Here is a 16270-nt window from a genome sequence, read left to right as displayed (position 1 = left end):
TTCACCGACCCGGACCATCCGGACGCACGGTCGGACGGTTCGCCCGCACGCTCCACCGCCCGTCGGTGCGGGTGAGGCGGATCGGATGGTCGAAGCACTTGCTGACCTGGTCGCCGGTGAGGACCTCGTCGGCGGGGCCGGACGCCAGCGGGCGTCCGTCGCGCAGCAGCATGACGTGGGTCGTCCCGGGAGGAAGCTCCTCCAGATGGTGGGTGACCAGGACGGACGCGAGCTGCGGGTAGGTCTGCTGAAGTGCGTCGAGCCGCTCGATGAGCTGTTCCCGGCCGGCGACGTCGAGGCCGGTCGCGGGCTCGTCGAGCAGCAGCAGGCGGGGCCTGGGCATCAACGCGCGGGCGATGAGCGTGCGGCCCCGTTCCCCCTGCGAGAGGGTGGGCCACCGGGCCCCGTGCCGCTCACCGAGGCCGAGCAGGCCGATCAGCCGGTCGGCCCCGGCGACCTGCTCCGGTGTCGGCGCCCATCGGGGAACGCGGTCGTTGGTGTTGGTCAACCCGGTCAGCACGACGTCGTGCACGGTGAGTGGCGCACCCGGGTCGTGCCGTGGATCGACGTGGCCGACGCAGGAACGCAGCTCCCGCAGGTCGACCCGGCCGAGCCGGTGACCCAGCACCTCGACGGTGCCCCGGGTGGGGTGGGTGATCGCCCCGAGCAGGCTGAGCAGGGTGCTCTTGCCCGCCCCGTTCGCACCGAGCAGCGCCCAGTGCTCGCCGGCCCGTACCGTCAGTGAGACCTCGGCCAGGATCGGCCTGCCGTCGCGGACGACGGCCGCGTCCGTCACCCGCAGCACCGGCGGCGCGGTCACGGGGAAACCGTGGGGCGGCGGTCGGGCAGCATGCGGAAACCGTAACAACAGCTCCGAGGTCAGCCCGGTCGGATCTCCCGGGGTGGGACGGGCCCTGCCCGAACAACCAACATTGCAACAGGTACCTTGCTGTGGCAAGGTAGCGGCATGCAGGTCGACCCGATGCTCGTCGCGTTGCGGCGCGGCCTGCTCGAACCGCTCGTGCTCGCCGCCGTCGAGTCCCGGCAGCGCTACGCGGCGGAGATCCTCGCCGCGTTGCGGGAGGTGAACTTCCCCGCTCAGGAGGGCACGCTGTATCCGCTGCTGAGCAAGCTCCGGCGGGACGGGTTGGTGCACCACGAGTGGCGGGAGTCGCCGTCCGGGCCGCCCCGCAAGTACGTCCTGCTCACCGACGCCGGCAGGCAGCGGCTCGCCGCGTTCCGGGAGCACTGGAACGACCTGACCCGCATGATCGATTCGGTTGGACGATGACCATGGACGAGCCCACCGCCATCCGCCTCACCGGGCACGCCGCGGCCTATCCCGCCACCCGCGAGGCGTACGCCGCCCTGCGCGGGTATCTCGACGACGCCCGACGTGCGCTGCGCGGCGACCCGGACGCCGACGAGATCGTGCGTGACCTGGAGGCCGCCGTCGGCGACCGGCTGGATCCGGACGGCGACCCGGTGACCGGTGCCCGGATGACCGCGATCCTGGCCGAAATCGGGCCGGTGCGGCCGGCGCACCCCGTGCCGGCCGAGGTCGGGGGAGCGGTATGCGGCCGGTTCTGGTGCCGGATCAGCGAAGGCGGGTGGTTCGGCGGCGTCTGTCTCGGCCTCGCGGCGTACGGCGGATTCCATGTCGACTGGGTGCGTACCGTCGTGCTGCTGTTGACCCTGGTCACCGGTGGGCTGCTCGCCGTGGCGTACCTCGTCGGGCTGTTCGTGCTTCCCGTCGTCCCGACGGTCGCCGACTACGAACGCCGCCGGGACGCGCCCCGACCCGGCTGAGCCGGGGGCGGCGGGGCCTGCGGGCCGCGCTGGGCCCGGCCGGCCCGGAAGCGGACCCGGCCCAGGGCGGGCAGCCCTGGGCCGGATGAGTGGCGCGTCGATCAGGCGATCTTGATGTCGCTGCACCACATGTAGGTCTGGTCCGCGTGCGACGCCTTCCAGATGAAGAACAGGACGTGGCTCCCGGAACGCGACGACGGGATCGAGACGTTGAACGAGATGTTCTGTGCCGGCGCGTACCGCCCGGTCGTGGTGATCAGGTCGAGGTTGCCCCACCCGACCGTCTGGGTGGCCGGGTTGAACCCCTGCTTGGTGACGTAGACCCGGAAGAAGTCCGCACCGTGGCTGGCCTGGTCGTACATCTGGACCGTGAGGTTGCGGCTGACGGTGGTCGCCTTCCACGCCCCGGCCTTGTTCAGCGAGTTGTTCCGGGACAGGGCGTTGCTGCACAGCTGCCCGTCCGGGGTGCTGGGCTGGTACTGGCCGGCCAGGCCGTCGCGCAACGCGCTCATCCAGTTCCACATGGTGTCCGGATTGGCCTGCCACGCCTGCCAGCACATCGGGTCCTGCTGCTGCATGGCCGGGTTGGTGTGCTGGCTGCCCCAGGTCTGCCAGCACTGGTACGCCCGGGTCGCCGGGTTGATGATCGTCCCGTGCGCCTGGGCGGGGCTGGTCATGGGCAGCGTACCGACCACCATGGCGAACATCAGGACGAGCGCCTGGAGGGACCGGCGGACGGTGGACCGGGGACGTCCGCCGGATTGGTCGGACTGGTGTGAACGCACTGTTCATCCTCCATTCGTCGGTACGAGACATCGGGAGGCGAATGCTCCCGAATCCACTGTGGCACCAATAGCTACAAATATCAATGTTGATCGATATTTAGTCGGATTGGATCGAGCTGTCGGATCTGGTCGAGCTGTCCGGGATCACCGGATCGGTCGACGGGCACGACGGACCGGGGACACGGCATCACCGCAGATCGGGTGCCGGTCCGGTGGCCGGAGACGACCGCTAGGCCGCCGGGGGCGTCACAGCTTGGCGGCGGCGTCGTAGCGGCGACGCAGGTCGGCCATCTCGGTCGCGCCGAGCGACTCCTGCTGCGCCATCGTGGCGTACGCGGGCGGGAACATCTCCCGCAGCCGGTCGACGAACCTGACCTCCGCGGTCGCCTCGACGACCCGGATGCCCGGGGGATCGGTGGACATGTCCATGATCAGCGGGCCGGCCAGCTTGACCGCCACGTCCCAGGGGCGCTTCTGCTCGGCGATCCCGCACAGGTGGAAGCCGTACACCGTCTTGACGTCGGCGAACGTGGCGGCCCCGGCCGGCTCGTAGCCGTAGACGCGGACCCCGCAGATCACCGGCGGCTTCTCCGCGCCGGCACCCTGCTGGGCGTCGTGCCCGGCATGCTGGTGCTGGGCCGGGTCCGCCCGCTCCAGCGTGGTACGCATCCGGGCCGTGATCTGCGCCGGCAGGTCCGCCGGCTGCGCACTTGTGCCGCCCCGGTTGGCCAGCACGACCGTGCCGACCGACACCACCAGCAGGATCACGGCCACCCACACCAGGCGGTGCCGGTACCACGCGGAACTCTCAGCGGAACTCATCGCTTCTCACCTCGTCGCCGGTTCTGATGCTGGCGGACCGTCCGTGGCCCGGGGCGTCGAACGCGCCGTCGTCGGGGACATGTGCCAGGGGTGCGCATGGCAGGTGCGGATGCCTGCCCGGCGGAATGCCCGTCGTCAGGGCGATGGCCCGGCGCGGTGACGTGCCGGTGCCCGCCAGGATGGCGTGCGACCCGTACCGCGGTGCTCCCGTGCTGTGGCCGTGCTCAGCACGGTTGCCCCCGTGCTGCGGCGATATGGGCCATTCCAACACGTCTGGAGCCGCTCTTGCAACATTGACGGGTGTCAGTGGGGGTTCCGCCCGATCGTCTCCGCAGGTGAGAGCGCCGGAATCGATTCCCCACGCCCCGTCATCCGGTGAACGGCCGCGCCCGTCATCCGGGGCCGGCGTCGCCCGGGCCGTGGTCGCTGCCGGCATGGCGTACGCCCGTCAGTCGGCACAGGGCGGCGAAACCGTCCTCCGTACCCGGCCAGTGTCGGCGCAGCGCCCCGACACCCGCCCTGCGGACCACCGAGCGCAGCACCGCGACGACGAGGATCGCGTCGTCGGCGTACCCGAGGACCGGGACGAAGTCCGGGATCAGGTCGACCGGGACGACCAGGTACGCCAGCAGCAGGCCCAGGCGTACCCGGACGCCGCGCGGCAGGGTCCTGTCCCCGGCCAGCCGCCGCAGCAGCCGCACCAGATCGGGCAGGACCCGCAGCGCCTCGGTCAGCAACGGGCCCTGCGGTCGTACGATCAGCAGACCGACCAGCAACGCCACCCACGAGACCGCAACCGCGACCGCGCCACCGACCAGGATGTCCGCGACCATCCGCGCCGCCCCCCTTCCGCCGCACCCGCCCGCGCGGCCAGGGCATCGTCGCAGAGTCCCGGCGGGCCCACCGGTCGACGTGACGCCGGTGGCCGACCGGCCGACCCCCGGGGAGGACCACCGCGATGGACGAGGTGATCCCGACCGGCAGCGACCGGACGATCCTGATCGCCGTCCGGGGGAACTCCGGGGCGGGCAAGAGCAGCATCGCCCGGCAGATGCGGCTGCGGCACGGTCGCGGCTGCGCCCTGGTCGAGCAGGACTACCTGCGGCGGGTCGTGTTACGGGAACGGGACAGGCCGGGCGGGCTCGCGCCCACCCTGATCGGGCAGACGGTCCGGCTGGCCCTCGACCACGGCTACCACGTGATCCTCGAAGGAATCCTCCACACCGCCCGGTACCGGCGGATGCTCACCGCGCTGCGCGACGGCCACCGGGGCAGGACGGTGTTCGTCTATCTCGACGTGTCGCTGCCCGAGACCCTGCGACGACACGAGACGCGTCCGCAGGCCACCGAGTTCACCGCCGACGACATGCGGGGCTGGTATACCCCGCGTGACCTGCTCGGATACGACGACGAGATGGTCCTGCCCGAGACGACCCCGCTTCAGGAGGCGGTCCGGCGGATCGCCGCCACCGCCGGGCTGCCCCTGACCGGGGGCGACGCCGATTTCCTCCCGGTGCGGCCCTGACCACCCACCGTCCCCGTCCACGCGCTGCTCCTAGGCTGGTCGGGTGCGCGAGGACGAACTACGGGACCTGCTCCGCGGCAGCGGGTGGTTGATGCGGGCGCTGCGGGTGGTCCGAGACACCGGCCTACCCGACGCGTGGATCGGGGCAGGGGTGGTGCGGGACCTCGTCTGGGGCCGCCGCTACGGCGACGGCTTCGAACCGTCGTCGGTACGGGACGTCGACGTGGTCTTCCTCGACCCGACGGACCTAACCCGTGCCAACGACGACCGGGCCACCGCGCGACTGGTGACGGCCTGGCCGCAGCCGCCGTGGGAGGCGAAGAACCAGGCCGCCGTGCACACCTGGTACCCGGCGACGTTCGGCGGCGACCCGGTGGCCCCGCTGCGGACGATCGCCGAGGCGGTCGCCACCTGGCCCGAGTACGCCACCGCCGTCGCGGTACGCCTGCGCGCCGACGACACGATCGCCGTCTGCGCGCCGTACGGCCTGGACGACCTGCTCGACGGGGTGTGGCGGCACAACCCGACCCGGGCCGGCCGCGAGGTGTCCCGACGTCGGCTCGCCCGCCAGCGTCCGGCGGCACGCTGGCCCGGCGTACGGGTGGTCGACCCCGACCGTCGGTGAGCGGGTCGCGGAGGGTGCCTGTCCCCTCCCCGCCGTCGTGGATCCGCACCCGGCGGTGTGCCGAACCGACCCGGGGAAACGTCAGGGTGGCTGGGTACGATGCCCGGCGTGCCTCTCCCCGCGGACCTGCGTGACCTGCTGAAAGACCCGTCGTTCTGGTCGGCCTACGACCGTTGCGACGGCGATGACGGTGATGACGACGACGAGCGCTGGGAGGACCATCCCGGGTGGACGCTGACCGCCGACGTCGGCGACGGTCACACCCTCGTCCTGGAGATCGACATCGATCTCGGCATGGTCAACCTCGGGGTGTGCCCGCCCGGTGTGAACGAGCCGCTGCAGCTCGGCTGGGACGACGACGCGCACCCCTTCCCGCACGCCCTGCGCTGGGACGAACTGGACCTGATCGCCCGGGCCGTCGCCCTGCGGGACCCGGACCTGCCGCATCCCGGCCCGCTGCTGGCGCTGGCCAGCCGGTTCGTGCTGCTCGGCGAGCACGACGACCTCGACGCGGTCACCCCGTTGCTGGCCGCCGCCTTCGGAACCGGCCCCGACGCCGCCGCCTACTGGCCGACGGTCCGTTCCTGGCTGTACCGGTGCGACGGGCGCGGCAGGGGCGTCACCTGGCAGCGCGACGACGCCGGCAACTGGACCGTCGAGCAGGATGAGGAACAGGGCGGCGACTTCACGCTCTACAGCCTGCGTGGACCGGAGTCGGAGTTCCCGTTCGACGCCTGGCGTGACCTGCTCGCCGCCGCCGGGCGTACCGTCGCCGACGCCGTGCCCGCGTCGGCGCCGGACGCCCTCGGTGACCTGCCGGCCCGGGCCGTCGCCGGCCGCGACCTGAGCCTGGCCGCGCAGACCGGCCGGGTGCTCGCCGCCGCCGGCGTCGGGCATCCGGTGCTCCTGCGCGGGCTCGCCGAACCAGCGAACCCCGCCGAGGTCTGCTGGATCCTCGAAACGGTCACCGGCGCGGCGCAGGGCTCCCTCGTCGCCCGGTGGTTCGGCCCGAGTGCGCTGCGTGCGGCCCGCCGCCACCGGCTGAGCCTGCACCTGGAGGTCGGCGGACGGCCCGATCCACGCGGGTACGCCACCACGGTGACCCGCGACCTCGACCGGGCGCTGCGCGACCGGGGACTGGGCCACGCCGGGCAGACCGGCAGCAGCATGCGCCGGGACGCCTCCGGCGGCTACGTCACCCACGCCGTCAGCGTGGACATCGCGGTCTTCGACGATCTCGCCGCCGGCACCGACCTCGTCCGGGACACGCTGCTGCGCCACGATCCGACGCCGGAGACCGTGCTGCGCCACCACGGGGGCACCGATGCCGTGGTGGCGCTGTGGTGACCACGGCGGGTCGACAAACGGCCGACCCGCCGCCCGCCGGACGGCACTATGCTGCGACCAGTCCCCGTCGAGCAGGGAGATGACGTGTCGCGTCGTACCGGTAGGCCCTCGTATCTGCTGGCCGCGTCGCCACCGCCTCGCCGCCGGCTGTCCCGGCTCGCCGTCGTCGCCGCGATCGGGCTCGTCGTCGCCCTCGTCGGTGGCGGCATCGGCTATGCGGTAGGTCGACCGGACGCCACCGAGTCGACGATCGCCGACCTGCGCCGGGCCGAGGCGAAGCGGGACGCCCAGCAGATCACCGAGCTGACGGCCACCGCCCGACGCCTCCGCGACGAGATCACCCCCGTGCTCGACGCCCTGCGGGCCGAGCCGACCGCCGACCCGCAGCAGGCACGCCAGTGGCAGCAGACCCTGCTGCGGGCGGCGGAGCCGTTCGCCAATCCGCCGTCGGGCAGCACGGCGACCAACGTGGCACGCGGTGGCCTGCGCGGCGCGGTGGAACAGACGTCCCTGGCCGTCGAGTCGTACCTGCTCGCGGTCACCGGGCCACCGGCGCAGCGGGCGGCGCTGACGGCACTGGCGAAACGGCAGGCGGAGCAGGCCGCCGCCGCCTGGTCCGTCGCCGCCACCCAACTCGACCAAGTCAACGTCGACGCCGGCCACGGCCACCAGCACGTCTATCTGGACGGCGACCAGCACGACGGCGCGGAGGAGGGCACCGGCGGGTGACCGGGGCGACGCAACTGCTCGCCGAACGGTTGCTGCGGGCCGGGATCGGTGACGTCGTCACCGTCGAGCCGGTGAACGGTGGCCTCGCCGCGCTCGCCGCCGCCGACCGGGCCGCGGTGCAGCGGCTGTGTGCCCGGCTGCCCGAGCTGCTGCCGGACCGGCCGGCCTGCCTGACGCACGGCGACCTGTGGTCGCAGAACGTACTGTCCGACGGGTCGGGGCGGGCGGCGTTGATCGACCCGGCGGTGTCGTACCTGTGGGCCGAGGTGGACCTGGCGCACCTGTGGACCACGGCGGCCCCACCGGAGTCGGATCGGTTCTTCGCCGTCTACGCCGAGCTGACCGGCCTCGACGCCGACTGGCGGGACCGGATGCCGATCATCCAGCTGCGGCAGCACCTGGCGGTGCTGGCCCAGTTCGACGACGACTGGGGTGCCGCCGACACGATCCGGGCCACCCTGGCCCCGTTCCGGTCGCGGGCCTGACCGACCCGGGCCCGGCGCTCCCCGTCACGACTGCGGCACCCCGGGCGGCTGCCGGTCCGGCCAGAACGGCCATTCCTCGAACGACCGGCACCTGCCGTCGTCGGCGAAGCGCATCACCCACAGGTCGCGGTACTCCTGCGTGACCGGGTCGCCGTAGTGCACCTCGTGGCGGGACACGGCGGTGTCGCCGTCGACCGCGACGACCGTGCTGGTCATCCGAAAGACCTCGTCGGGGCCGTCGCGCTGTTCCTCCCACATCCGGGCGATGGCCGGCAGGCCCACCACGGGGGTCAGATAGGGCCCCTGCTGGTAGCTCGCGTCCTCGGTGAAGAGCGTGACCAGGGTGTCCGTACCCGGCGTGCGCCAGGCCCGCTCGTAGCCGACGAGCCAGTCGTCGACCTGCTTCCTGTCCATGTGCCCCACCCTGCCATCCGACCGGTCCCCGTGCCCGGGTTGCCCGCGCTCCGACGGGCCGGCAGCCGGGGGTGCGGCAGGTCACCCTGACGAACTGTACCGGCTGGTCGGTACAGTTCCGGCGTGGTCACGTCCTCGACCCCGGTTTCCGCTCCGGTGCTGTCCACCCGCCGCCGGTGGGCGGCACTGGCCGTGCTGGCCGCGGCGGTGCTGCTGCTCGCCGTCGACGGGACGGTGCTCTCGCTGGCGGTTCCGGCGCTGACCGCGAGCCTGACGCCGACCGCGGAACAGGTCCTCTGGATCGGTGACGTCTACTCGCTGACCCTGGCGGGGCTGCTGGTGCTGATGGGCAACCTGGCCGACCGGTTCGGGCGCAAGCGGGTCCTGCTGGTCGGTTCGGTGGCGTTCGGCGCGGCGTCGCTGCTGGCCGCGTTCGCCCCCAGCGCACCGGCGCTGATCGGGGCCCGGCTGCTGCTCGGCGTGGCCGGCGCGACGCTGATGCCGTCCACCCTGTCGCTGATCCGCAACATCTTCACCGACAGCGGGGAACGGACCCGGGCCATCGCCATCTGGTCCACCGCCTTCGGCGCCGGGTCGGCGGTCGGGCCGCTGGTGGGCGGGTTCCTGCTGGAGCACTTCTGGTGGGGCTCGGTGTTCCTCATCAACGTGCCGGTGATGGTCCTGGTGGTGGTCTCCGGCGTGCTACTGCTCCCGGAGTCCCGCGACCCGCGACCGGGCCGCTTCGACGTGCTCTCCGCGGTGCTGTCCATGGCGGCGGTCGTGCCGCTGGTGTATGCCGTCAAACACGTGGTCGGGGCTGGCGTCGACGGCGTGACGGTGTCCTGCCTGCTGGTCGGCGTGACCGCCGGGGTGTTGTTCGTGCGGCGGCAGCGGCGGCTGGAACAGCCCATGCTCGACGTCGAGCTGTTCGGCAACCCGGCGTTCCTCGGGGCGGTCGTCGCCAACGTCATCGCCATCTTCGCGCTGGTCGGCATGCTGTTCTTCTTCTCGCAGTACCTCCAGTTCGCCAGGGGGTTCGGCCCGTTGCAGGCGGGCTTGGCCGAGTTGCCCGCGACCCTGGCCTCGATCGTCGTCGTCGTGATCATCGCCGCGGTGGTTGCCCGGTTCGGCCGGGGCCGGGCCATCGCGCTCGGCCTGGGCCTGGCCGCCGCAGGGCTGGCCGGGGTGGCGGTCGCCGCGCACGCGCCGTACCTGTGGCTCGGGTTGGCGCTCGTGCCCATCGGCCTCGGCATCGGGCTGGCGATGACCCTGACCGGCGACGCCATCATCTCGGCCGCACCCCCGCGCAAGGCCGGTTCCGTCTCGGCGATCACCGAGACCGCCAACGAACTCGGCGTGGTGCTGGGCATCGCGGTGCTGGGCTCCCTGCTGTCACTGGTCTACCGGCACGCGGTGAACGTTCCGTCCGGTCTGCCGGCCGCCGACGCGGCCCGGGTCCGTGACTCGCTGGGCTCGGCGTTGCAGGTGCTGCCGCCGCAGGCCGCCGCCGGGGCGCGGGACGCGTTCATCACCGGCGTGCAGGTCACCTCGTCGCTCGCCGCGGCGCTGACCCTCGGCGCGGCGGTGCTGGCCTGGGTGCTCATCCCCTCACCGCGTCCCACGCGGCCGTAGGTACGGTGTCGCCGTGGGACGCACAGCCGGCCGGTCGCCGCAGGACACCCGACGTGCCCTGCTGGACGCCGCCGCGGACGTCGTCCGCGCCCGGGGGATCCACGCCTCGCTGGACGACATCGCCCGCTTCGCCGGCGTGTCCAAGGGCGGCCTGATCTACCACTTCGCCAGCAAGGACGACCTGATCCTGGAACTGGCCCGCGACCAGCTCGCCTCCTTCCAGGCCGGCATCGACGCCGCGCTGGACCCCACGGACACCGCACCGGGACGGCTGACCCGGGCCTACCTACGCGCGTCGGTCGCCCCCGCCGACGACGACGCCGCCGTACGCGCCTCGATGGCGCTGGTCACCCAGCTCATGACGCTGCCCGCGGTCGCCGAACTCGCCCGCGCCGACGCGGAACGGCTGGCGGCGGCCCTCGCCGCCGACGGGCTGCCCGCCGACGTGCTGGCGCTCGTGGTCGCGGCGGCGGACGGCATGGGAAGCGCGCCCCTGTGGGGGGCCCCGACGCATACCCCGGCCCACCGACGACTGCTGGAACGGCTGCTGCACCTGACCCGGCACCCGCACCTGTGGGAGACGCTCATGCCCTGAGCCGGGCGACCGGCACGGCCCGTCACGGTCGCGACGTCGGCGGCTGTCGACGTCCCGCCGCAGGCGGTATCCTCATCCACTCTCGTCGATCGGCGAGGTGGTTTCGTTCCGCTCCGCACACCCTTCGGAGGCACGATGAGGTTCCGCATCGCCCGTACGCTCGGCGCACTCGCGCTCGTGCTGGGAGCCGTCGCCGTACCGGCGACCCCGGCCGCCGCGCACGACACCGCCGACGCGATCGGGGTCTACCCGCCGATCCAGGACTCGTCCACCTGGAACAGGTTCGGCGGGTCCGGGCCGGCCAACCACCACATCGTGTTCGGCAACTGGGGCTACACCAACGACTGGGCGGTCGACATCTACCGCAACCCGGGGGCCACCGTCGTCTCCCCGTTCGGCACCAAGACCGCGGCCGGGCACCCGGTCGCGGTCACCGTGGTCACCGTCCGGCCGGGCTGCGCGACCGGCAACCTCGCCGACGGCGGCTACCGGATCGGGCTGGAGGCCCGGGACACCACGACCGGCGGGGTCGTCGGCCGGGCGGACGTGATGCACGTGAACAACAAGCCCGGCGGTGTGGTCGTCGGCGCCTCGGTCGGCCCGTGGACCAAGCTCGGCGAGACCGGCCGGTTCCGGTACTCCAGCTGCTACCAGGTCAACGGGGACAGCGGCGCGCACATCCACCTTGAGGTGATCAACCAGCACCGGTACTCCTGCTACGTCAACCGTGCCGCCGACACCGCCCTGACCGACCTGACCGTGGTCGGCCGGATCGGCGTCCACTACTCCGGCCAGCGCGCCGCCTGCTGACGAGGGTCGGCGGCACGACGACCGGTCCGTCACCGACGGTCGGCGTCGCCACCGCCCGCCGGGCCGGGTCCGTGTCGGACGCTGTCGGTTGGTCGGCAGTGTCCGGGCACGGACAGTAGCCGCCATGTGACGAGGGGTCCCGCCCATGATGGGTCACGTCGACGTGCCGTCGCGACAGGCCGGCGGACGGGACACCCCGGTCAGGAGGATGGGCATGCCGTTCGAGGTCGACTTCAACTGGGCGTCGCAGGCCGTCATCGAGACGGTGGCGGTGCCGTTCCCGTCCCTGGAGACGCCACCCGGCGTGGTCGTCGCCGATCCCGCGGTCCCGCAGTTGGCGTTCCAGCACTCCGGCCCGGTGACGGTCACGATGCTGGGCAGCGGCCGGTGGAACCGCGACAGCAGCTACCGGTTCAACGCCGGCTGCAACCAGGAACCGCACCACGCGGCGGCGATCGGGGAGGTCGGGGTGCTTCCCGTGGCCGAGGCGCAGCGGTTGGAGGACTGGTTCCTCCAGCGGTATCCGACCTCCAACCCGGTGGTGCTGAAGGACGGTGGGAAGTGGAACCTCACCCTCAAGCGCAACGGTGCGGTCTTCAACTTCCACGTCGGCGTCCACGACTGACACCTCCCGTACGGCCCGGCCGCCCCGCGCCGCCCTCCCGGGGGTTGGCCGAACGGTGGATCAGCGATCGGCCACTGTGGATCTACGATCGGTCGCAGTCCCGTCACCCCTGCGGAAGGACCCCCATGCCCCAGCCGATGCGCCGCCGGTTCACCCGACTCGCGGTGGTCGCCACCGCGGCTGCCGCCGTCAGTTTCACCGTCCAGCCGGCCCCGGCCGCCGCCGTGCCGTGGGACTGGAACGGGGCCTTCGCCACGTACGAGGAGTGCGAGCAGTGGCGCATCGACGCCAGCTACTGGGGCGAGGTCGCCAACAGCTGCGTCTACCGCACCCTGCCCGACAGCCAGTACAACGGCTGGTACTTCCGGGCCTCGATCGCGGGCTGAGAGCCCCGGTTGCCTGTTGCCCGGCCTGACGGCTCTGGTCGGCCGGTCAGGGGACGACCCGCACCTGTCCGGAGTCGGTCGCCCCGGTCGCCCGCAGCGTACAGGCGTCGGCCGGGCGGTCAGCGGCGACGGCGGTGGCGATCCGGACGAACGCCGCCACCGCCAGCGAATGCGAATGCTGCGGCCAGGCCACCGCGAAGGCCGCCTCCGGCGCGTCCTCGACCGGCCGCCAGGTCAACTGCGGCCGGGCGTTGCGCGCGGCCACCGAGGCGGGCAACAGCGCGACCATCCGTCCGAGTTCGATCTGCCGCAGCATCTGCACCATGTCCCCGAACGGCGGCCGCTGCTCCCCGTGCCGTACGTAGACGTGCGCGCCGGGGACCGCCGGCCGGTGGCCCGTCTCGACGTCGGCCAGCCGCAGCCGGGGTGACCCGGCGAGCGGGTGACCGGCCGGCAGCGCCAGCAGTTGCGGCTCCCGCAGCAGTGGCTCGACGTCCAGCCCGTCGGTGTCGAACGGCTCGACGACGATCGCCACGTCGGCCTCGCCCGCACGCAGCAGCCGGGGCTGTTCCCGCCAGCCGGTGAACACGACCTCGACCGGCACCGCCGCCGGCTCGGTGGCGTACGCCGCGAGCACGTCCTCCAGCAGCCCCGCCTCGACGTCGGCCTTCACCGCGAGCACCAGCCTGCCGTCAGTCACCCCGGCCGCCCGGCGGGCCCGCAGGGTGGCGGCGTCGAGCGCGACGAGCGCCGCCCGCGCGTCGGCCAGGAGCAGCGCGCCCACCTCGGTGAGGCGGACGCTGCGGGTGGTGCGCGCGAACAGCCGTACGCCGAGGTCCGTCTCCAGGCCGGCGACCGCCCTGGACAGCGCCGGTGCGGCGATGCCGAGCCGGCGGGCCGCCCGGGTGAAGTTGAGTTCCTCGGCGACGGCCACGAAGTAGCGCAGCGCCCTCGACTCCACGTGATTCATGCCCCCAGGTTAATGATCGCGCCCGAACCGGTCCTTCTCACCATGACGCCCACCGCGTGACGATGGGCGTCATGATCGTCGTCACGACCCCCACGGGCACCATCGGTGCCGCCGTAGCCGCCCGTCTGCACGCCACCGGCGCGCCGCTGCGCCTCGTCGCCCGCGACCCCGCCCGCCTGCCCGAGCACCTGCGCACCGACGCCGAGGTGGTCGCCGGCTCCCACGCCGACCCCGCCGTGCTCGACACCGCGCTGGCCGACGCCGGGGCGCTGTTCGTGCTCGTGCCGCCCGACTACACCGCCCCGGACGTGACCGAGCACTACCTCCGCTTCGCCCGCCCGATCGCGGCCGCCGTCCGGGCCCACGGCGTATCCCGGGTCGTCGCGGTCTCCTCACTCGGCCGCGGTTTCACCGGCCCGTCGGGGCTGCTCGCGGCGGCCTGGGCGATGGACTCGGCGCTGGAGGACAGCGGGGCCGCCTACCGCTCCCTTCAGCCACCGTTCTTCATGGAGAACCTGCTGCACCAGGTCGATCTGATCCGCGACGAGGGCAGGTTCGTGCTCCCCGCCGACCCCGACGCGCCGCTGCCCGCCGTCGCCACCGCCGACATCGCCGCCGCGGCCACGGCACTGCTCACCGACCGCACCTGGACCGGCCGGGCCGGCGTCCCCGTCCGGCAGCCCGTCGACCACACTCCCCGCGAGCTGGCACAGATCATCTCCGAGACGCTCGGCCGCCCGGTCACCTACCACCGGGCCACGTTCGAGGACCACCGTGCCCGGTACACGGCGGCCGGAGCCAGCCCGGCGGTCGTCGACGCCATGGTCGAGATGGCCCGCGCGCAGGCCGCCGGCGTCTACCCGCCCGCGCCCGGCGGGGACGGCGGGACCACCTTCCGGCAGTGGTGCGCGTCGACGCTCGCGCCCGCCGTCGCGCAGCGGCAGGCCCCGCTCACACCGTGAACGCGGGACCGGGGCGGCCGATGCCGATCCGGCCGTTGGTCGGGCGGTGCTCGAACGTCACCCCCAGTTCCTCCTCCCAGCACCGCATGATGTCCTGCTCACCCTGCCGGTCGATGTCGTCGAGCACGACGGCGAAATCCTCGGCGAGCAGCGGCGCGAAGAAGGGACCGGCGGGATACCTGGCGTGCGCGTACCCGCTCTGGTGGGCGGGCGGCCCGTCGACGAGCAGCAGGTCGACGGGGCGGCCCGCGGTCATCTCCCGCAGCCGCTCCGGCGCGTACCAGGTCGACTCCTCGCCCGGCCACGACGCCGGCACCGACGTCAGCGGGGCGTGCACCACGGTCACCACGTCGGCCAGGCCCTCGTCGGCCAGCTCCTGACCGAGCAGTTCCGCCCAGCGCCCGTCGTGCTCCACCGTCCACAGGTGCCCGCCGCGCTGCCGCAGCAGCCGGCCGAGATAGAAGGTGGAGACCCCGCCGCCCAGTTCGACGACGCACCGCCGCCGGTTCACCATGATCTCGTTGAGCACCGCGACGACCCCGCTCGGGCGCATGGCGCTCGCGCTCCACGGCAGGTACGTCAGTGACAGCGGAGCCAGCGCCTGCATGGCCAGCAGGTCGTTGCGCTGGAGTTCGTTGCGTTGCAGCGACGGACGGTGGCGCTGCTCGTACTCCGGTCGCGCGGTCACCGTGCCACCATCCCCACCAGCCAGGAGGGCAGCAGATCCTCGTCGAGCAGGTCGAGGACCACCGTCTTGGCCAGGGCGGAGGCGAAGTGCACCTGGGCCGCCCCGCTGGGCGTGCGCAGCCGCGACAGGAGCCGGGAGCGTTCCCGCCGGTAGCTGGCCGACTGCCTGCCGTGGGTGCGGAAGTCGTCGGTCCAGCGGTTCAGCTCGCAGAAGTTGCTGACCCTGGGCGCGAAGTTCTCGAACAGGACGGCCCCGTGGTCGAGCCCGACGGTGTCCGGTTCGAGGAGCTGCACGAGGGTCCAGTAGTACTGGTCGCTCGTGCCGTGCAGCCGGTCCGTGTCGACCTGGTGCGCCCGCAGCCGGTTCAGCAGCGGGAAACGCCCGCTCGGGGGGTCCGGATACGCCGCGCACAGGGCCAGGAGGTCACCGGCGGGCCCGAGGAAACCGCCGCTGTTGAGATACGGGTACGGGCCGACGGGCGGGTCCTCGTGCAACGCGAGACCGACGGGGCCCATCGGCCAGCTGTTCGGCTCGGCGCTGAACACCACCCGTTGCGGGAAACCCGCGTACGCCGTGCGGATGTACTGCTCCCCGCGCAGCAGGAGCGTGTCGTACGCGTCGGTGAACAGCACCAGCTCGTCTGGTGCCACGTGCCGGGCGAGGTAGTCGGTCAGCAGCGCCCGCTTGTCCCGGGGCCGGAACCCCTTCTGCCGTCCTTCCAGGACGACCAGTTCGAGCCCCACCGCCGCGCAGGACGGCTCCAGCAGCCGCCGCAGGAAGGGGTGGTCGAGGTCGGTGGCGATGGTGATGACCCGCATGGTCGGCGTCCAATCGTGCTGGTGGTTCGTGCCGTTGGACCGCACCGGATGCGCCCTGGTGCCCGACCTGTGGGCCGGGACGGACCGGCTGTCAAACTATCGATCCACGGCCGTCGTTGTCGACAGTCGGCATCCGTCCCCGGCCCGTCGTCGAGCCGTTCTCAAGGACGAGGCCACCGCCGGCCACGGCCGGGCGGGGCCCCGTGCCGGCGGCCCCGACCGGAAGACGAGCGGGTCTGCCCA

At 72.9% G+C, this 16270-nt stretch carries 21 protein-coding genes; 13 read left to right on the top strand and 8 right to left on the bottom strand.

The window, feature by feature from the left end:
• Nucleotide 1: 1 nt before the first annotated feature.
• On the bottom strand, nucleotides 2-820 hold the full coding sequence (locus tag ACWCHM_RS15110; RefSeq protein WP_454222818.1) for an ABC transporter ATP-binding protein: 819 nt from the start codon (nucleotides 818-820) through the stop codon (nucleotides 2-4).
• A 147-nt stretch (nucleotides 821-967) separates the two neighbouring features.
• Between ACWCHM_RS15110 and ACWCHM_RS15105 the strand changes: the two genes are divergently transcribed.
• Together ACWCHM_RS15105 and ACWCHM_RS15100 are read left to right on the top strand one after the other, a co-directional pair.
• Entirely contained in the window at nucleotides 968-1291 is a 324-nt protein-coding gene (locus ACWCHM_RS15105) for a PadR family transcriptional regulator (RefSeq protein ID WP_204960950.1), read from the top strand.
• A complete protein-coding gene (locus ACWCHM_RS15100; protein ID WP_454222817.1) occupies nucleotides 1288-1809 on the top strand; it encodes a PspC domain-containing protein in 522 nt (173 codons plus the stop codon). The genes ACWCHM_RS15105 and ACWCHM_RS15100 overlap by 4 nt, the downstream gene beginning before the upstream one ends.
• Nucleotides 1810-1910: 101 nt before the next feature.
• On the opposite strand, the gene ACWCHM_RS15095 is transcribed toward ACWCHM_RS15100, so the two are convergent.
• From ACWCHM_RS15095 to ACWCHM_RS15085, 3 genes are all read right to left on the bottom strand, one after another.
• Nucleotides 1911-2594: a lytic polysaccharide monooxygenase auxiliary activity family 9 protein gene (locus ACWCHM_RS15095; RefSeq protein ID WP_204960952.1), complete on the bottom strand. Its 684-nt coding sequence runs from the start codon at nucleotides 2592-2594 to the stop codon at nucleotides 1911-1913.
• Between the two features lie 246 nt (nucleotides 2595-2840).
• On the bottom strand, nucleotides 2841-3416 hold the full coding sequence (locus ACWCHM_RS15090; protein ID WP_421488651.1) for a hypothetical protein: 576 nt from the start codon (nucleotides 3414-3416) through the stop codon (nucleotides 2841-2843).
• A gap of 392 nt (nucleotides 3417-3808) precedes the next feature.
• Complete coding sequence (locus tag ACWCHM_RS15085; RefSeq protein WP_204960954.1) at nucleotides 3809-4249, bottom strand: YkvA family protein; 441 nt, start codon at nucleotides 4247-4249, stop codon at nucleotides 3809-3811.
• A gap of 125 nt (nucleotides 4250-4374) precedes the next feature.
• Here ACWCHM_RS15085 and ACWCHM_RS15080 point away from each other — a divergent pair, with 125 nt between their 5' ends.
• From ACWCHM_RS15080 to ACWCHM_RS15060, 5 genes are all read left to right on the top strand, one after another.
• The gene (locus ACWCHM_RS15080; RefSeq protein ID WP_204960955.1) at nucleotides 4375-4941 is read left to right on the top strand and encodes a kinase; all 567 of its coding nucleotides are present in this window, start codon (nucleotides 4375-4377) and stop codon (nucleotides 4939-4941) included.
• Nucleotides 4942-4984: 43 nt separating this feature from the next.
• Nucleotides 4985-5566, top strand: a complete 582-nt coding sequence (locus ACWCHM_RS15075; RefSeq protein WP_454222816.1) for a nucleotidyltransferase family protein — start codon at nucleotides 4985-4987, stop codon at nucleotides 5564-5566.
• 108 nt (nucleotides 5567-5674) lie between these two features.
• The gene (locus tag ACWCHM_RS15070) at nucleotides 5675-6913 is read left to right on the top strand and encodes a hypothetical protein (protein ID WP_454222815.1); all 1239 of its coding nucleotides are present in this window, start codon (nucleotides 5675-5677) and stop codon (nucleotides 6911-6913) included.
• A gap of 84 nt (nucleotides 6914-6997) precedes the next feature.
• Nucleotides 6998-7642: a hypothetical protein gene (locus ACWCHM_RS15065; protein WP_281898433.1), complete on the top strand. Its 645-nt coding sequence runs from the start codon at nucleotides 6998-7000 to the stop codon at nucleotides 7640-7642.
• A complete protein-coding gene (locus ACWCHM_RS15060) occupies nucleotides 7639-8127 on the top strand; it encodes a fructosamine kinase family protein (protein ID WP_454222814.1) in 489 nt (162 codons plus the stop codon). The genes ACWCHM_RS15065 and ACWCHM_RS15060 overlap by 4 nt, the downstream gene beginning before the upstream one ends.
• 24 nt (nucleotides 8128-8151) lie before the next feature.
• Here the strand turns inward: ACWCHM_RS15060 and ACWCHM_RS15055 are convergent, their stop codons facing one another.
• The gene (locus ACWCHM_RS15055) at nucleotides 8152-8541 is read right to left on the bottom strand and encodes a YybH family protein (RefSeq protein WP_421481527.1); all 390 of its coding nucleotides are present in this window, start codon (nucleotides 8539-8541) and stop codon (nucleotides 8152-8154) included.
• A gap of 123 nt (nucleotides 8542-8664) precedes the next feature.
• Between ACWCHM_RS15055 and ACWCHM_RS15050 the strand changes: the two genes are divergently transcribed.
• The 5 genes from ACWCHM_RS15050 to ACWCHM_RS15030 all read left to right on the top strand — a co-directional run bounded on the left by ACWCHM_RS15050 (nucleotide 8665) and on the right by ACWCHM_RS15030 (nucleotide 12589).
• Nucleotides 8665-10173, top strand: a complete 1509-nt coding sequence (locus tag ACWCHM_RS15050) for an MFS transporter (RefSeq protein WP_454222813.1) — start codon at nucleotides 8665-8667, stop codon at nucleotides 10171-10173.
• 13 nt (nucleotides 10174-10186) lie between these two features.
• Nucleotides 10187-10768, top strand: a complete 582-nt coding sequence (locus ACWCHM_RS15045; RefSeq protein WP_281898427.1) for a TetR/AcrR family transcriptional regulator — start codon at nucleotides 10187-10189, stop codon at nucleotides 10766-10768.
• 135 nt (nucleotides 10769-10903) lie between these two features.
• Nucleotides 10904-11578: a hypothetical protein gene (locus ACWCHM_RS15040; protein ID WP_281898426.1), complete on the top strand. Its 675-nt coding sequence runs from the start codon at nucleotides 10904-10906 to the stop codon at nucleotides 11576-11578.
• Nucleotides 11579-11792: 214 nt separating this feature from the next.
• Nucleotides 11793-12203 (top strand): hypothetical protein, encoded by a 411-nt coding sequence (locus ACWCHM_RS15035; RefSeq protein WP_454222811.1) that lies wholly within the window; start codon nucleotides 11793-11795, stop codon nucleotides 12201-12203.
• Nucleotides 12204-12328: 125 nt separating this feature from the next.
• Nucleotides 12329-12589 (top strand): hypothetical protein, encoded by a 261-nt coding sequence (locus tag ACWCHM_RS15030; RefSeq protein ID WP_204960964.1) that lies wholly within the window; start codon nucleotides 12329-12331, stop codon nucleotides 12587-12589.
• A gap of 46 nt (nucleotides 12590-12635) precedes the next feature.
• On the opposite strand, the gene ACWCHM_RS15025 is transcribed toward ACWCHM_RS15030, so the two are convergent.
• A complete protein-coding gene (locus ACWCHM_RS15025; protein ID WP_281898422.1) occupies nucleotides 12636-13559 on the bottom strand; it encodes a LysR family transcriptional regulator in 924 nt (307 codons plus the stop codon).
• A gap of 71 nt (nucleotides 13560-13630) precedes the next feature.
• Here ACWCHM_RS15025 and ACWCHM_RS15020 point away from each other — a divergent pair, with 71 nt between their 5' ends.
• Nucleotides 13631-14521, top strand: coding sequence for an NAD(P)H-binding protein (locus tag ACWCHM_RS15020; protein ID WP_454222810.1), 891 nt, complete (start codon nucleotides 13631-13633; stop codon nucleotides 14519-14521).
• On the opposite strand, the gene ACWCHM_RS15015 is transcribed toward ACWCHM_RS15020, so the two are convergent.
• The gene (locus ACWCHM_RS15015; protein WP_281898419.1) at nucleotides 14511-15209 is read right to left on the bottom strand and encodes a class I SAM-dependent methyltransferase; all 699 of its coding nucleotides are present in this window, start codon (nucleotides 15207-15209) and stop codon (nucleotides 14511-14513) included. The genes ACWCHM_RS15020 and ACWCHM_RS15015 overlap by 11 nt on opposite strands.
• Nucleotides 15206-16027 (bottom strand): glycosyltransferase domain-containing protein, encoded by an 822-nt coding sequence (locus ACWCHM_RS15010; RefSeq protein WP_204960967.1) that lies wholly within the window; start codon nucleotides 16025-16027, stop codon nucleotides 15206-15208. Before ACWCHM_RS15010 ends, ACWCHM_RS15015 begins: the two co-directional genes overlap by 4 nt.
• Nucleotides 16028-16270 lie beyond the last annotated feature (243 nt).

It is taken from the genome of Micromonospora sp. SCSIO 07396 (genome assembly GCF_053667945.1).
Note: the sequence above shows the minus strand (reverse complement) of the source record. Positions and strands in the feature narration are given on the sequence as shown.

Excerpts from the sequence above, each read along its gene's own strand:
- ACWCHM_RS15105 (WP_204960950.1), top strand. The coding sequence starts at position 968 with ATGCAGGTCGACCCGATGCTCGTCGCGTTGCGGCGCGGCCTGCTCGAA.
- ACWCHM_RS15080 (WP_204960955.1), top strand. The coding sequence starts at position 4,375 with ATGGACGAGGTGATCCCGACCGGCAGCGACCGGACGATCCTGATCGCC.
- ACWCHM_RS15010 (WP_204960967.1), bottom strand. The coding sequence starts at position 16,027 with ATGCGGGTCATCACCATCGCCACCGACCTCGACCACCCCTTCCTGCGG.
- ACWCHM_RS15040 (WP_281898426.1), top strand. The coding sequence starts at position 10,904 with ATGAGGTTCCGCATCGCCCGTACGCTCGGCGCACTCGCGCTCGTGCTG.
- ACWCHM_RS15100 (WP_454222817.1), top strand. The coding sequence starts at position 1,288 with ATGACCATGGACGAGCCCACCGCCATCCGCCTCACCGGGCACGCCGCG.
- ACWCHM_RS15025 (WP_281898422.1), bottom strand. The coding sequence starts at position 13,559 with ATGAATCACGTGGAGTCGAGGGCGCTGCGCTACTTCGTGGCCGTCGCC.
- ACWCHM_RS15020 (WP_454222810.1), top strand. The coding sequence starts at position 13,631 with ATGATCGTCGTCACGACCCCCACGGGCACCATCGGTGCCGCCGTAGCC.
- ACWCHM_RS15030 (WP_204960964.1), top strand. The coding sequence starts at position 12,329 with ATGCCCCAGCCGATGCGCCGCCGGTTCACCCGACTCGCGGTGGTCGCC.
- ACWCHM_RS15085 (WP_204960954.1), bottom strand. The coding sequence starts at position 4,249 with ATGGTCGCGGACATCCTGGTCGGTGGCGCGGTCGCGGTTGCGGTCTCG.
- ACWCHM_RS15035 (WP_454222811.1), top strand. The coding sequence starts at position 11,793 with ATGCCGTTCGAGGTCGACTTCAACTGGGCGTCGCAGGCCGTCATCGAG.
- ACWCHM_RS15055 (WP_421481527.1), bottom strand. The coding sequence starts at position 8,541 with ATGGACAGGAAGCAGGTCGACGACTGGCTCGTCGGCTACGAGCGGGCC.
- ACWCHM_RS15090 (WP_421488651.1), bottom strand. The coding sequence starts at position 3,416 with ATGAGTTCCGCTGAGAGTTCCGCGTGGTACCGGCACCGCCTGGTGTGG.